This is a genomic window from Salarchaeum sp. III (assembly GCF_036418315.1).
Taxonomy (GTDB): domain Archaea; phylum Halobacteriota; class Halobacteria; order Halobacteriales; family Halobacteriaceae; genus Salarchaeum.
Genome location: NZ_JAZHPG010000027.1, coordinates 148,746 through 161,328 on the forward strand (window position 1 = coordinate 148,746; position 12,583 = coordinate 161,328).

Below are 12,583 nucleotides of genomic sequence, written 5' to 3' on the forward strand. Positions count from 1 at the left end.
TATAACTCCACACGGAAAAATTATCATATGGGAAACTTGTCTCGCCGCGGCGTGTTGGCGGCGACGGCGTCGGCCGCTGTGGCGGCGCTCGCGGGCTGTTCGACGACCGTGACGACCGGCGACACGCTCGTCGAGGCTGCGGACTGGCCAATGCCCTATCACGACACCGCGAGCACTGCCGCCGCGGCCGCCGACCTCGGGGCGTCCCCCGAAGTCGCGTGGCGGCGCGACGTTCTCGACGGCGGGTTCGTCTACGACTTCTCCTACTTCCCGCAATCGGTGAGCGACGGCGAGCGCGCGTACGTCGGCGGCGCGGGCCTGCACGTCCTCGACAGCGCGGACGGAGCGGCCTCGCAGCACTTCGCGGACGAAGCGGTGTTCGGCCCGGCGCTCCGCGACGACAGCGTTTTCGTCGCCAGCGCGCCCGACACGGGCACGCTCGCCGTGCGTCGACTCGACCGCGAAACGCTCTCCGTGCAGTGGACGGAGACGTTTTCGCGCGACACCCCGCGGTCGCGGTCCGTTCTCGTCTCCGACGACACGGTCTACGTCGCCGTCGGAACCGGGAGCGCCCGCGCCGCGCCGCCGGCATCGAGCGAACTGCTCGCGCTCTCCGCGAACGACGGCACGCTCGACTACTCGCTCGCCCTCTCCGACGCCTCCTACACGCCGATGCCCGCGGTCGCCGACGGCACCGTCTACGCCGAGGGCGCGTCGGGTAACCTCGTAGCCGTCGGGCCGAACTGCGACGCGTTCTGTCGCTATCTCGGGGACCCGCCTGAACGGGCGTGGACGGCGGCGCGACCCGATGGACGACCGCTTCGCGTGCAGCTCCGCGACCCGCCGGTCGTCGGCGACGACCGCGTCTTCCTCGGAGACCAGCGCCTCGTCCAGGACTCCCCCGGCGTGCTATCGGCACTGGACCGCGAGACGGGTGAACGCCTGTGGGCACGCGAATACCGGGACTGGGTGTCGAGTCCCGCGCTCGACGCCGACGCGCTCTACGCGGCGACGTTCGACGCGGCCGGCGTCGACGCAGTCTCTGTCACCCGTGACGGCACGGAACGCTGGCGGACGCCGCTCGACGGGTACGGCACGCTCACACCGCCCGTGCTCGCCGGGTCGACGCTCGTGGTTGGCGTGCAGGGCGACACCGCGCCGTCCCGCGTGTACGGTCTCGACGCCGCGTCCGGCCGCCAGCGGTGGCGTGTCGACGTTCCGACGACGCCCGGCGCGCTCTCGCTCGCCGGCGACACGGTCGTCGTCACGGGCTGGGACGGCCCCGCGCTCGGCGTTCGCTCGCGCTAGTTCCCGGTCCAGCGGAGCGCGCCGAGCGTTCCCTCGAACAGGACGACCATGGTGACGGCGACGAGGATGGGGGCGACGCCGGTGGGGTCGGGCGTGAAGAGGAAGGAGATGCCGAGGAAGCCGCCCCAGAAGAGGAGGCGGCGGTTTTCGAGCCAGCGACGGGTCGTGATTCCCATCATGATGGCGAGCATGATGAACAGGGGAATCTGGAAGACGACGGCGAGGTAGCCCATGAGGATGAGGATGAGGTTGAAGGTGTCCGAGAGGGCGAACGCGATGTCGGCGACGGGCTGGCTGTAGTTGTAGAAGTAGCCGAAGACGGCGGGGAGGACGACGAAGTACGCGAACGTGAGGCCGAGCACGGCGAGCACGAGGCTCATTGGGACGGCGGCGAGGTAGTACCGGCGTTCGTTCGGGTAGAGGCCGGGGCGCATGAACGCGTACGTCTGGTAGACGAACACGGGTAGCGCGACGATTAATCCGGCGAGCGACGCGACCTTGAACTGGGTGATGAGGAGTTCGAGCGGCTGATAGAGGTGGGGTGCGCCGCGGCCCGCGGTTCCGGTGGGCGCGGGCGGCGTCGCCGGGATGACGGCGTACCAGAGGTGGGTGATTATCTCCTCGCCGAGCGGCCAGACAGCGATACTGACGAGGCCCGCGGCGCCGACGACGATGGCGAGGCGTTTTATCATCTCCTCGACGTGGTCCGCGAGCGGCAACTCCTCGTCAGTATCCGGTCCCTTCACGCCGCCGACCGTCTCGTCCTTCCGCTCGATTGGCGTCGCGCCCCCCATCGCGTCCTCGGGCATGTCCGGGAACGCCTCGTCGCTCTCTACGGTCTCCACGTCGTCTTCGCGCGGCTGCTCGGGTTCGGCGACCGTCGGCTCCACGCCGTTCGCGTCCTCCTCGCCACCCACCCGTCTAACTGCGGGCGTCGGCGCGACTCGGCGGACCGCGGGCGTCGGTTCGACCCGGCGAACCGCCGGCGTCACGTCGTCCGCGGACGCCCCGTTCGCGTCGTTGTCTGGCTCGCGCTCCCCGCTGGTGTCGGCGGACACATCGCTCCCGTCGTCGGGTTTCGGTTGCCGTGGCTCGTCGTGGTCCCCGACCGGCACGTCCGTCCCGGGAGGCCACTCGTCGCCGTCGTTGCCGACGTTCGCGTCCTCGCCGTCACCCATTCGTTGGCGGAGATACGCGCGTGCCGCGTTATAGGCTTTTTACTTCGCCGACCAGACGAGAAGATTGATAACTCGGAGTCGGCTACCCGCAAAGGAATGAGTAGCTCGGGCGGCGTACGCGAGGACGCAGCGCGCGCTGTCGGCGTCGGCCGCGAAACCATCGGCGTCACGCTCCGCACCCTCCAGAAGAAACTCCAGGTCGCGTTCGTCTTCTTCGTCGTCGGCCTGCTCGGCGGCGTGCTCGCGATGCGATGGGTCATCTGGCCGGAACTCCGCGCGGACCTCCTCGCGACCGAGGCTCGCATCATCACGCAGACGCCGTTCGACGTCATCCTGATGCAGGTGAAAATCGGGCTGATAACCGGCGTTCTCGCCACGGTTCCCGTTCTCCTCTACCACGCCCGCGAACCCCTGAAGGAGCGCGGTATCGTCCCGGACTTGCAGGTGAAACTCTGGCACCTCGCCGTGCTCGGCGTGGCCGCCGCTCTCCTGTTTGCGCTCGGCGTGGCGTACGCCTACGGCCTGTTCTTCCCCATCGTCTTCTACTTCCTCGCGGACTACGCGGTGAAGGCAGGGCTGGCGCCGATGTACTCCATCGTGATGTGGACGGAGTTCATCCTGATGCTCGCGGTTTCCTTCGGCCTCGCGGCCCAGCTTCCGCTCGTGATGTCCGCGCTCGCGTACGCCGAGGTCGTCCAGTACGAGACGTTCCGCGACAAGTGGAAGTACGCAATCGTCGGCATCTTCCTGTTCGGCGCGGTGTTCTCGCCGCCCGACCCCTTCACGCAGATTTTGTGGGCGCTCCCGCTCTGCTTCCTGTACGGCGTCAGCCTCTACATCACGCGGTTGGTCGTCACCGCGAAGCGCGGGAGCGAACGCATCGACGTGGCGGGCGTGCTCCGCGAGCGCTGGAACCTCCCGCTCGCGGTCGCCGTCGTCGGGTTCGCGGCCGGGTACGGCGCGTACCGCTACGGCGTCGTCGCCCGCGTGAACGACGCGCTCTCCGGCACTGTCTACCCGCAGGCCTACCTCCTCCCCCAGTACGACCCGATTCCCGTCGGCGTCGCCGTCGGCGTCGTCGCGCTGGTCGGCGCGCTCGCGTACGTCGTGTTCGTCGCCATCGAACGCGCCGCGTCCGCCGAAGCCGAGGTGTACGGCGGGCAGGTTCCGAGTCCGGAGAACCTCAACCTCGACGTGCTCGACGCCGCGGGCGTCCGCGCCGCCCCCGAGGAGCGGTTCGTCGCGATGGACGAGGAGGAAGCACTCGACGCCGCTCGAACCGCCATCGACGACGGCGACGACGAGAAGGCACAAGCCATCCTCGACCGGTTCGACGACGCCGCGGACGAACGCGAAGAGCAGGCCGAGGAGGCCGCCGCGGAGGACGAGGAGGCCGGCACTATCACGAAGCGCACCGCGGGAATGCTGGACGCGTTCACCGAAGACGAGACGACGGAGGACGACGTGGGCGGGTACTACGAGGACATCCTCGCCGTGCTCGGCGCGCTCCGGGGGCGGGCGTTCCGCATCGCCGCGGTGTTCATGAGCGTGCTCGTCGCGGCGTTCGGCTTCCTCTACTACGGCGGTCTCGCGACGCTCCGCGACGACTTTATCGGCCGCCTGCCCGCGGACGTTCGCACCGCGAGTAACGCCAGCGCGGGACCGGCCGCCGACCCCGGCACCGCCGCGTCAGCGATGCAGTGGCCCATCACCCTCCACCCGGTCGAGGCGCTGGTCTTCGAGGCGAAAGTGAGCGCGGTCGCCGCCGCACTCGCCACGCTCCCGCTCGTCGTCTACTACGCGTGGCCGGTGCTCGCGGAGCGCGGCATCGTCACCGGCAACCGCCGCACCATCGTCGTCTGGGCGGGCGGCGTCTTCAGTGGCCTCGTCGTCGGCAGCGTCCTCGGGTACCTGTTCGTCGCGCCGAACATCATCACGTACCTCGTCGCGGACGCGCTCCGCGCGGACATGGTCATCAGTTACCGCATCAGCAGCTTCCTCTGGATGGTGTTCCTCACCACCGCCGGAATCGGTCTCCTGATGGACGTACCTATCTCGATGGCCTTGTTCTACGGCGGCGGCCTCGTCTCCTACCGGACCATGCGGGAGCGCTGGCGGGTCGCCGTCCTCGTGAGTTTCGCGCTCGGCGCGCTCCTCACCCCCGACACCGTGTACACGATGCTCCTCGTCGGTATCCCGCTCTCCACTGCCTACTTCGTCGGCCTCGGCGTGCTCTGGGTGGTCACGCTCGGCGGCCGCCGCGGCGGCGGGCGCGCGTCGGCGGAACGCACCGCCTAAGTATTCGCTCGCGAATACTCGGGTATGCCCAAGATAAGCGTGGACGTGCCCGAGGAACTCCTCACCGACCTCGACGCGCACGTCGGCGAGAACGGGAAGTTCGTCAACCGCAGCGAAGCCCTGCGCGCCTGCATTCGGAAGACGCTCGACCAGCTCGACGAAATCGACGCCCGCCACGGGAGGCTCGACGATGAGTAGGGCCGAGTCCCCGCTCACGACCGGTCGCGTCGTCCTCATCGGCGTCTTCATGACCGCGCTCGTCACGAGCCAGCTCACCGCGTCGAAACTCCTCATGTTCCAGTTGCCGTTCAGCATCCCCGTCACCGGGAGTTCGCTCGTGATGCCGGGCGCGGCGCTCGCGTACGCGCTCACGTTCTTCGCCTCCGACTGCTATTCGGAACTCTACGGCCGGAACGCCGCCCAGACTCTCGTGAACGTCGGGTTCGGGATGACGCTGCTGATGCTCGCGCTCGTCTGGACGACCATCGAAGCCCCCATCGCGCCCTTCTCCGGCGTCGGCCAGTCGGAGTTCAGTCGCGTGCTCTGGTCGAGCGCGAACATCGTCGCCGGCAGCCTGCTCGCGTACATCGTGAGCCAGAACTGGGACGTCTACGTCTTCCACGCCATCCGCCGCCGAACAGATAACAAGTACCTCTGGCTGCGCAACATCGCCTCAACGGCGACGAGTCAGGCCATCGACACCGTCATCTTCGTCACGGTCGCGTTCTACCTCGCGCCGACGTACCTCGGCGTCGGGCGGGCGAACGAACTCTCCATGGTTGCGTCGCTCATCGTCGGGCAGTACGTCCTGAAGCTCGCCATCGCGCTCGCGGACACGCCGTTCGTCTACGGAACGGTCGCGTACTTCCGGCGCTAAGTCGGGGAGGCGAACGCGTAGTTCGGCTTCACGTCCTCGATTTCTACGTCGACCTCGTCGCCCTCGCTCGCATCTGAGACGAACACCGTGAACCCCTCGACGTATGCGATGCCGTCGCCCTCGCTCCCCTCGTCCTCGATGGTGACGGTGAGGGTGTCGCCGGCCGCGACGGGCGCGTTCACGTAATTCTTCCCGACGACGTACAGTTCCGAGGAGGACTCCCGGGACGCGTCGGGGCTGGTGACGCGAACGAAACTGAACGACTCCTCCACGTCGTCGACGAACGCGTCGAAGTCCGGGCCCTCGAACACCTTCACCACGAAGTGCCCGCCCGGCGATAGCAGGTCGCGCGCCGTTTCGAGCGCCTGCTGGGCGAGATAGATGGAGCGCGCCTGGTCGAGGTTGTACTCGCCGGTCATGTTCGGCGCCATGTCGGACACAACCACGTCCACGTCGCCGCCCGCGACCTCCCTCACATCGGCTTTCGTGTCGTCCTCGGTCATGTCGCCGCGAACCGTCTCCACGGTCGCGGCCACGTCCTCGATGTCGTCGATCCGCTGGAAGTCCACGCCGATAACGCGGCCGTCGGACCCGACTTCCTCCGCGGCGACCTGCATCCACCCGCCGGGGGCGGCGCCCAGGTCGACCACGGTCGCGCCGTACGGCAGGAGCTCCAGCTCCCGGTCCAGTTGCTTGAGCTTGTACGCCGACCGGGCGCGATACCCCTGTTGTTTCGCGCGATTGTAGTATTCGTCCTTCCCGCTCATACCCGAAAATGAGCCCGCGAGCGGTTACGTGCTTCGTTCGCCCGCGAGATATCGGCGCACGCTCCCCGATTCGACCTCGACTGCGACCTCGTTCGTCCGACGGAACGGCGGCGTGAACGGCGCGTCGTACCGCCGCAGCGCCGGCTCCCCGACGGTCTCGATGTCGGTCGCTTCGAGCGCGTCCAGCAGGTCGCTCTCCTTCCTCCGCACCCGGAACGCGGGCGTCCACCACGAGAACGTCAGCACGGCGAGCGTTTTCGGGGGTTCAACGACGAGCGAGACGGCGTCGTTCGACGGTTCGGGCGCCGTCTCCGGCGTGTACGACTCGGGGAGGAAGAACGCCATCGTCACGTCACCGTCCGTGTCCTCGGTCTCGACGGGCCTAGTCATCGCCACCGACTCACCGCCGTCGTTCGCGCCGTCGATGTAGCGATAGAGCCGCCGGAACGCCGTGCGCTCCGACGGCGCGGTCGTCTCCACGCACACCAGCTCGGGATACCGGCGGAGCTCCACGCCGTCCACGTCCCCGACGTACGTGTAATCGACGCTCTCGACGCGCCATGTCGAGAGCGCGTCCGCGAGCGTCCACGCGCCCAGCGCGCCGGCCGCCGCACCGACCGCGCCACCGACCAGTTTCAGCGTCGTCCGCGTTTCCATGCCCGACAGTTCGCGCGCCACCCCCAAAGCCGATTCGCCCACCCCCTCGCGCTTCACGCACGCGCGCGTACCGTGTGCCTTTTTATGCCGCCTCGTCCTATCCGTGGACAAGATGTTCAAGGCGATTATTAGCGCCGACACGCTCCGCACCACACTCGACGCCGTGAGCGTGCTGGTGGACGAATGCAAAATCCACCTCAACGAGGACGGACTCGCGATTCGCGCCGTCGACCCCGCCAACGTCGGCATGGTCGACCTCGAACTCTCCAGCGACGCCTTCGAGTCATACGACGCCGACGGCGGCCTCATCGGCGTCAACCTCTCCCGACTCGAAGATATCGCCGGAATGGCGGACGCCGGCCAGCTCATCCACCTCGAACTCGACGAAGAAACCCGGAAACTCCACATCCAAATCGAAGGCCTCGAATACACACTCGCACTCATCGACCCCGACAGCATCCGGCAGGAACCCGACCTCCCCGACCTCGACCTCCCCGCCACCGTCGTCATCGAGGGCGCGGACCTCCACCGCGCCGTCCGCGCCGCCGACATGGTCTCCGACCACATCGCGCTCGGCGTCGACGACACGTCCGAACTGTTCTACGTCGACGCGGAGGGCGACACGGACGACGTCCACCTCGAACTCGACGAGAACGAACTCATCGACCTCGAAGTCGGCCCCGCGCACAGCCTGTTCAGCCTCGACTACCTCAAGGACATGAACAAAGCCATCCCGAAAGACGCCGAAATCACGGCCGAACTCGGCGAGGAATTCCCCGTCAAACTCCACTTCGACCTCGCCGAAGGAAAAGGTAGCGTAACCTACATGCTTGCACCCAGAATTCAGTCGGATTAGAGTCTGTAAGGGTGGATTTCGGTTTTACCGGACGTCGGATTTAGACCCCTCGAGATGAAAAACACTCAATTATATTCTTCTCGAGGGTCGGCCACGAGTTCGTAAAGCCCCTCGTGGACTTTCTCCACGTTCCCGTGTTCAACGAGCCTAGTCAGGCGTTCCCGAACGTACTGGAGACTGTATCCGGTTTCCTCGACAACAAACGGCGCGGTGATGCGGCCATCTCGAAGGAGGTCGAGAATGGCTTCGTCGGCGGGAGCGAGATCGGCCTCATCAAGCATCGTCTAGTGTTCCATCGCGCCGACCTTAGTTCCTACCTCATCACCCTTTACCCATCGGATATAAACCTTAGGAGCTAATGTTTATCGTGGGGCCCGGCGTCACAATGATTGCGGGCCAGGATTTGCCGTTTCGAGAACGGCCGCGTGCTGGTGACACGCGACCTGGGTTCGCAAGTCAGCAAACCCATGACGAACAACGACACACGCCCTCAAACAAGTATCGTCCAGCGACTGCAGACGTCCACGGCTACGCACCACCACCGTCAGGAGGTGGCGTAGATGCGTTGTCCCTCCTGCGGGGAAGACTTCGACCGTCTCGGTCTACATTGGTGGCACGGAACGTGTCCATACCCAGAAATCGAACCCGAAATCGAGGAAATACTGACCGGCCTTCTCATGGGCGACGGATCAATACCTGTTCGGCGCAGCGGTTATACCTCCCTTATTCACGTGCCTATGACGAATCGAACCTTCTTGGAATGGCTGGACGACCGACTAGGTATTCTATCCACGGGTGTTTCCCTCAAGAAAACGGCGTCCGAACTCGCGTCAAACAACCGACAAACCGGATTCAGCCCTACTGCTAGGGAGGAGAACTATCACGATATGTACACCCTTTGGTCGCGTACCCATCCCATTTTCGACGAGATGCGTGAGACGTGGTATCCGGACGGTGGGAAGCGGTTTCCCGGCCGTTTGGAATTAACGCCGACTGTCGCGAAATTCTGGTATCTCTGTGATGGGTATCTCGACTTCGGATCGTGGGGGCGTCCACGACTCGGAATCAAAGCACGAAACGAGAAAGAACGAGGTGAATTTCTCGAATCTTTGTTCGACACGTTCGATATTTCGCCGAAATATAGACGCCACGAACTCCGTTTCTCCTGCGACGACACTGAACTGCTCATCGAGTGGATGGGGGAGGCACCACCCGGGTTCGAGTACAAGTGGGAGTTAGATTCGAAGGCGGAGTATCAGCGGTTGAAGAAGCGTGCGTACGAGGTGCACGCGACACAGACGCTCTCGTAACGCTCTCTCCTAGCTCTTTTCCACTATCACCGTCTCGCCCGCGCGGACGGTGTCGCCTTCCGAGACGAGCACGTCCGCTTTCTCGTACGTCGGGGGGAGTTTCACGTCCGCGCGGCTGCCGAAGCTGATGTGGCCGATGCGGTCGCCGCGCGCTACGACCTGTCCGGGTTCGAGGTGGGGGTGGATGCGGCGGGCGAACGCGCCCGCGACGAGCACGACCTCGTGGTCGCCGAACTGGAAGGTGACGCGCTCGTTCCTGTCGGAGTCCTTCGAGAACGCGGGCTTGTGCGCGCCGGGCGTGTGCGTGACGTGTTCGAGAAAACCGCCGTTCGGCGCGCGGTTGACGTGCACGTCGGCGGCGCTCATGTAGACACCGACGCGCAGCCAGTCGTCCTCCTCCCGAATCACGGAAACGGTTCCGTCGGCGGGCGCGACGACGCCCGAGTCCGGCGTGGCGCGGTCGGGGTCGCGGTGGAACCAGAGGACGGCGGCGGGCGCGAGCACGACCACTGCGAGGCCGAACGGAACGAAGGCGAACGGGAGTGCGGCGACGAGCGCGTACGCCGCGAGCCGTCGCGCGCCGGGGGCGAATTGCACACTCCGCGTTCGCGCGCCGGGTGTTTGGGTGGTTCGGTCCCTATCCGCGGCGTTTATTCGGGTCCGGCACGAGAACGCGAACAGATGGACGCGCGCCACGCCCGCTACCCGTTCCTCGCGAGCGCCCGCACGGCGGTCCAGGAGGCCGGCGTGGACCTCGCGGACGTGGTGCAGAACGACGACGCGGTCGTGGAGCGCGCGCTGGAGCGCGTCACCACGGCGGTTACCGACCGCGAGATCGGTGAGGCCGCGCACAGCACGCGCGTCGAACTCCTCTCCTATCCGGTGGCGCGCGTCATCGTCTCGCTCGTGGACGAGAACATCCTCGTGCGGCGGTACGCGCAGGGCGAGGCGAACACCGCGTACGAGCGCTTCCGTGACGACTTCGCGAGCGACGACGAACTCGCCAGCGTCGGCGGCGACGAACGCGTCGACCGCCGCGACCTCCTCGCCGAGTTCGACCTCCGCGAGCACGTCACCTCGACCGAGGACGGGTTCGACGTGGGCGTCGCCACCTACCTCCTGCTCTCCTCCAGCATCCGCGGGGAGGACTGGCGGCTCGTGAACCGCCGCCTCGACGACGGCCTGGTTCCCGTCACCGGCCTCGAACTCGACGAGCTCCTCCGGCAGGCCGTCGAGGACCGGGTCGCGGACGGCCTCCCGCTCTCGGTGCCGGACGCCATCGGAAGCGAACTCGGCGCGGAGGTCTCCGAGGTGAAGACCGTGCTCTCCGAGCTCGACCTCACACGGGATATTGACACCGTCGTCCCCGAACTCTTCCCGCCGTGCATGACGAACCTCCTCGAGCGCGTGCAGCGCGGCGACCACCTCCCCCACCACAGCCGGTTCGCCATCACGGCGTTCCTCGCGAACATCGGCCTCAGCACGGACGAAATCGTCCAGATATACGAAGTGAATCCCGGGTTCGGCGAGGAGATGACGCGCTACCAGACAGACCACATTCAGGGGGAGAGCAGTCCCACCGAGTACACCGCGCCCGCCTGCGCCACCATGAAGTCGTACGGCGACTGCGTGAACCCGGACGCGCTCTGCGACCACATCAGCCACCCGCTCTCCTACTATGAGGCGAAACTCGACGACGCCGACGAGGACGAACTCGACGACTGGCGCGAACAGACCGAGGACGCGGACGCCTAGTCGCGCGTCGACAGGTAGAATCCGATTCCGCCCATTACCACGAGGAAGAGAACGAGCGTCCCGACCGTCGCGAGCGCGCCATCTCGGCCCAGCGACTCCCCGTTCACCGCCGCCGTTCCGACCAGCGCCGCGATGAACACGGCCACGCCGAGCGTCGCCCAGCCGGCCTCCACCAGTTTCTCCCGCTCGAATGCCATACCCAACGCTTCCCGAGAACGCATCAAAAGAGCTTCGAACGCGGTTTTTCAGAATTCCGTCGGGCCGCCACATCTTCAAATAGGATGCCGCGGCCATCTGTGGGGTGTGACGTAACGCTCGCCGTCGAGCGCTCGCGGTTGTGCGGCCACCGCTCGACGCCCGATACCGGCCGCCTGCACGCCCCAGACGCCAGAACGAGCGCATAAACATCCGTCGGAACTGAGCGCTTTAGGGTCGCTGAGCGCCTACTCTCTTCTATGGTGCCATCGAAACCCACCAGCACCACGACCAGCGAACCGACCGCGCTCTCGCCCGGCGGCCCCACCAGCACTCGGGCCGACCGCGCGCGCACCGAACGCATGGCCGTCACCCCGCTCGGCGGCGGGTGCTACGATGTCGTCACCGAGTACGACACCGTCTACACCGTCGACCTCCGCGAGGGACGCTGCACGTGTCCGGACTACCAGCACCGCCGAGCGCGCTGCAAGCACCTCCGACGGGTCGCCATCGACGTGACCGACGGGCGCATCCCCGCGCCGGGCCAGCGCGAGGACGCCTGCACGGCCTGCGAGCGCCCGGTGTACGTCGACGAGGACGAACCCACGCCCGTCTACTGCGACGCGTGCACGCTCACTACCGGCCGGTTCGTCCGCGACCGCGAACGCGGTGACCTCCTCGTCGTCGCTCGCACCACCCGGGACCGCGCGAACACCGTCGAGGTTCCCGGCTGGGACACCACCGTCGCCGACTACCCGACCAACCGCGCGTACCCGGAGACGGACGTGGTCGTCGAAGTCCTCTATCCACTCAGTCGCGACCTCGCGCCCGACGACCTCACGCCGAGCGACCTCACGCGGTACGCGTTCCCGAGGAGCCGCCTCGAACCCCTAGTCGAGTAGTTCCACGGCGTCCTCGATAGAGATAGCGCCCTGCTTGAACGCGTTCAGAACCTCGCGTACGGTCTGCGCGCCCCCATCGTCGTCGCTCGCGGCTTTCAGGTCGGCGATGGTTTCCCCCGATTCGAGCGCCGTTTCCTTCTTCACGCGGTAGTTCCCGCCGTCCGTCCGGTGGAGGTCGTGCGGGTGGAAGAAGTACCACACCTCGCGGTCGAAGCGCGCGCCGACCTTCGGGCGCGCGCCGAAGTTCTGGGAGAAGTAGACGAGCGCCTCGATCTCCTCGCCCGTGAGGTAGATTGGGTCGCCCGACGACGACTTCGCCTCCACGGCGTAGAAACTCTCGCCGTCGCCCGCGAGCACGTCCGGGAGTTCGCGCTGGGTCGCGCTCCCGGACGCCGGCGCACGCATCACCGCGAACCCCGCCTCGTCGAGGCGGTTCACGAGCTCGCGCTCCCGCCGGTCGCCCTTCCGGTTCTTGACCAT

Annotated in this window: 15 protein-coding genes; 8 read left to right on the top strand and 7 right to left on the bottom strand. The window is 66.6% G+C overall.

Going from position 1 to position 12,583, the window contains the following annotated elements; all coding sequences use genetic code 11:
• The first annotated feature begins 27 nt into the window (after positions 1-27).
• Positions 28-1,308 (top strand): outer membrane protein assembly factor BamB family protein, encoded by a 1,281-nt coding sequence (locus U3A55_RS11435; protein ID WP_330991632.1) that lies wholly within the window; start codon positions 28-30, stop codon positions 1,306-1,308.
• On the opposite strand, the gene tatC (U3A55_RS11440) is transcribed toward U3A55_RS11435, so the two are convergent.
• Positions 1,305-2,486 carry a twin-arginine translocase subunit TatC gene (tatC, locus tag U3A55_RS11440; protein ID WP_330991633.1) on the bottom strand — a complete coding sequence of 394 codons (1,182 nt, stop codon included), beginning with the start codon at positions 2,484-2,486 and terminating at the stop codon, positions 1,305-1,307. The two genes, U3A55_RS11435 and tatC (U3A55_RS11440), sit on opposite strands and share 4 nt — an antisense overlap.
• Before the next feature lie 96 nt (positions 2,487-2,582).
• Between tatC (U3A55_RS11440) and tatC (U3A55_RS11445) the strand changes: the two genes are divergently transcribed.
• Genes tatC (U3A55_RS11445) through U3A55_RS11455 form a run of 3 tightly spaced genes read left to right on the top strand, consistent with a single transcriptional unit; the run spans position 2,583 to position 5,661 of the window.
• On the top strand, positions 2,583-4,784 hold the full coding sequence (gene tatC / locus U3A55_RS11445; RefSeq protein ID WP_330991634.1) for a Sec-independent protein translocase TatC: 2,202 nt from the start codon (positions 2,583-2,585) through the stop codon (positions 4,782-4,784).
• Positions 4,785-4,808: 24 nt separating this feature from the next.
• A complete protein-coding gene (locus tag U3A55_RS11450; protein WP_330991635.1) occupies positions 4,809-4,982 on the top strand; it encodes a ribbon-helix-helix domain-containing protein in 174 nt (57 codons plus the stop codon).
• On the top strand, positions 4,975-5,661 hold the full coding sequence (locus U3A55_RS11455; protein ID WP_330991636.1) for a queuosine precursor transporter: 687 nt from the start codon (positions 4,975-4,977) through the stop codon (positions 5,659-5,661). Before U3A55_RS11450 ends, U3A55_RS11455 begins: the two co-directional genes overlap by 8 nt.
• Here the strand turns inward: U3A55_RS11455 and U3A55_RS11460 are convergent.
• Complete coding sequence (locus U3A55_RS11460) at positions 5,658-6,428, bottom strand: 23S rRNA (uridine(2552)-2'-O)-methyltransferase (RefSeq protein ID WP_330991637.1); 771 nt, start codon at positions 6,426-6,428, stop codon at positions 5,658-5,660. The two genes, U3A55_RS11455 and U3A55_RS11460, sit on opposite strands and share 4 nt — an antisense overlap.
• Positions 6,429-6,452: 24 nt before the next feature.
• Complete coding sequence (locus U3A55_RS11465) at positions 6,453-7,085, bottom strand: SOUL family heme-binding protein (protein WP_330991638.1); 633 nt, start codon at positions 7,083-7,085, stop codon at positions 6,453-6,455.
• A 112-nt stretch (positions 7,086-7,197) separates the two neighbouring features.
• On the opposite strand from U3A55_RS11465, the gene U3A55_RS11470 reads away from it, so the two are divergent.
• Positions 7,198-7,941, top strand: a complete 744-nt coding sequence (locus tag U3A55_RS11470) for a DNA polymerase sliding clamp (protein WP_330991639.1) — start codon at positions 7,198-7,200, stop codon at positions 7,939-7,941.
• 65 nt (positions 7,942-8,006) lie between these two features.
• Here U3A55_RS11470 and U3A55_RS11475 read toward each other — a convergent pair whose 3' ends face one another.
• Complete coding sequence (locus tag U3A55_RS11475; RefSeq protein WP_330991640.1) at positions 8,007-8,222, bottom strand: hypothetical protein; 216 nt, start codon at positions 8,220-8,222, stop codon at positions 8,007-8,009.
• A 279-nt stretch (positions 8,223-8,501) separates the two neighbouring features.
• On the opposite strand from U3A55_RS11475, the gene U3A55_RS11480 reads away from it, so the two are divergent.
• Complete coding sequence (locus tag U3A55_RS11480; protein ID WP_330991641.1) at positions 8,502-9,251, top strand: hypothetical protein; 750 nt, start codon at positions 8,502-8,504, stop codon at positions 9,249-9,251.
• 9 nt (positions 9,252-9,260) lie between these two features.
• Here the strand turns inward: U3A55_RS11480 and U3A55_RS11485 are convergent, their stop codons facing one another.
• Positions 9,261-9,848 (bottom strand): protein sorting system archaetidylserine decarboxylase, encoded by a 588-nt coding sequence (locus U3A55_RS11485; protein ID WP_330991642.1) that lies wholly within the window; start codon positions 9,846-9,848, stop codon positions 9,261-9,263.
• Between the two features lie 84 nt (positions 9,849-9,932).
• Here U3A55_RS11485 and priL point away from each other — a divergent pair, with 84 nt between their 5' ends.
• The gene (gene priL, locus U3A55_RS11490; RefSeq protein WP_330991643.1) at positions 9,933-11,006 is read left to right on the top strand and encodes a DNA primase regulatory subunit PriL; all 1,074 of its coding nucleotides are present in this window, start codon (positions 9,933-9,935) and stop codon (positions 11,004-11,006) included.
• Here priL and U3A55_RS11495 read toward each other — a convergent pair.
• The gene (locus tag U3A55_RS11495) at positions 11,003-11,203 is read right to left on the bottom strand and encodes a DUF7472 family protein (RefSeq protein WP_330991644.1); all 201 of its coding nucleotides are present in this window, start codon (positions 11,201-11,203) and stop codon (positions 11,003-11,005) included. The two genes, priL and U3A55_RS11495, sit on opposite strands and share 4 nt — an antisense overlap.
• A 258-nt stretch (positions 11,204-11,461) precedes the next feature.
• Between U3A55_RS11495 and U3A55_RS11500 the strand changes: the two genes are divergently transcribed.
• Positions 11,462-12,103: an SWIM zinc finger family protein gene (locus U3A55_RS11500; protein WP_330991645.1), complete on the top strand. Its 642-nt coding sequence runs from the start codon at positions 11,462-11,464 to the stop codon at positions 12,101-12,103.
• Here U3A55_RS11500 and hjc read toward each other — a convergent pair.
• Entirely contained in the window at positions 12,092-12,583 is a 492-nt protein-coding gene (gene hjc / locus U3A55_RS11505; RefSeq protein ID WP_330991646.1) for a Holliday junction resolvase Hjc, read from the bottom strand. The genes U3A55_RS11500 and hjc overlap by 12 nt on opposite strands.

Bases quoted from the DNA above. Each gene is read 5' to 3' on its own strand.
- U3A55_RS11500 (WP_330991645.1), top strand. From the start codon at position 11,462: ATGGTGCCATCGAAACCCACCAGCACCACGACCAGCGAACCGACCGCG.
- U3A55_RS11475 (WP_330991640.1), bottom strand. From the start codon at position 8,222: ATGCTTGATGAGGCCGATCTCGCTCCCGCCGACGAAGCCATTCTCGAC.
- U3A55_RS11460 (WP_330991637.1), bottom strand. From the start codon at position 6,428: ATGAGCGGGAAGGACGAATACTACAATCGCGCGAAACAACAGGGGTAT.
- U3A55_RS11470 (WP_330991639.1), top strand. From the start codon at position 7,198: ATGTTCAAGGCGATTATTAGCGCCGACACGCTCCGCACCACACTCGAC.
- priL (WP_330991643.1), top strand. From the start codon at position 9,933: ATGGACGCGCGCCACGCCCGCTACCCGTTCCTCGCGAGCGCCCGCACG.
- tatC (WP_330991634.1), top strand. From the start codon at position 2,583: ATGAGTAGCTCGGGCGGCGTACGCGAGGACGCAGCGCGCGCTGTCGGC.
- U3A55_RS11435 (WP_330991632.1), top strand. From the start codon at position 28: ATGGGAAACTTGTCTCGCCGCGGCGTGTTGGCGGCGACGGCGTCGGCC.
- U3A55_RS11480 (WP_330991641.1), top strand. From the start codon at position 8,502: ATGCGTTGTCCCTCCTGCGGGGAAGACTTCGACCGTCTCGGTCTACAT.
- hjc (WP_330991646.1), bottom strand. From the start codon at position 12,583: ATGGTCAAGAACCGGAAGGGCGACCGGCGGGAGCGCGAGCTCGTGAAC.
- U3A55_RS11465 (WP_330991638.1), bottom strand. From the start codon at position 7,085: ATGGAAACGCGGACGACGCTGAAACTGGTCGGTGGCGCGGTCGGTGCG.
- U3A55_RS11450 (WP_330991635.1), top strand. From the start codon at position 4,809: ATGCCCAAGATAAGCGTGGACGTGCCCGAGGAACTCCTCACCGACCTC.
- U3A55_RS11495 (WP_330991644.1), bottom strand. From the start codon at position 11,203: ATGGCATTCGAGCGGGAGAAACTGGTGGAGGCCGGCTGGGCGACGCTC.
- U3A55_RS11455 (WP_330991636.1), top strand. From the start codon at position 4,975: ATGAGTAGGGCCGAGTCCCCGCTCACGACCGGTCGCGTCGTCCTCATC.
- tatC (WP_330991633.1), bottom strand. From the start codon at position 2,486: ATGGGTGACGGCGAGGACGCGAACGTCGGCAACGACGGCGACGAGTGG.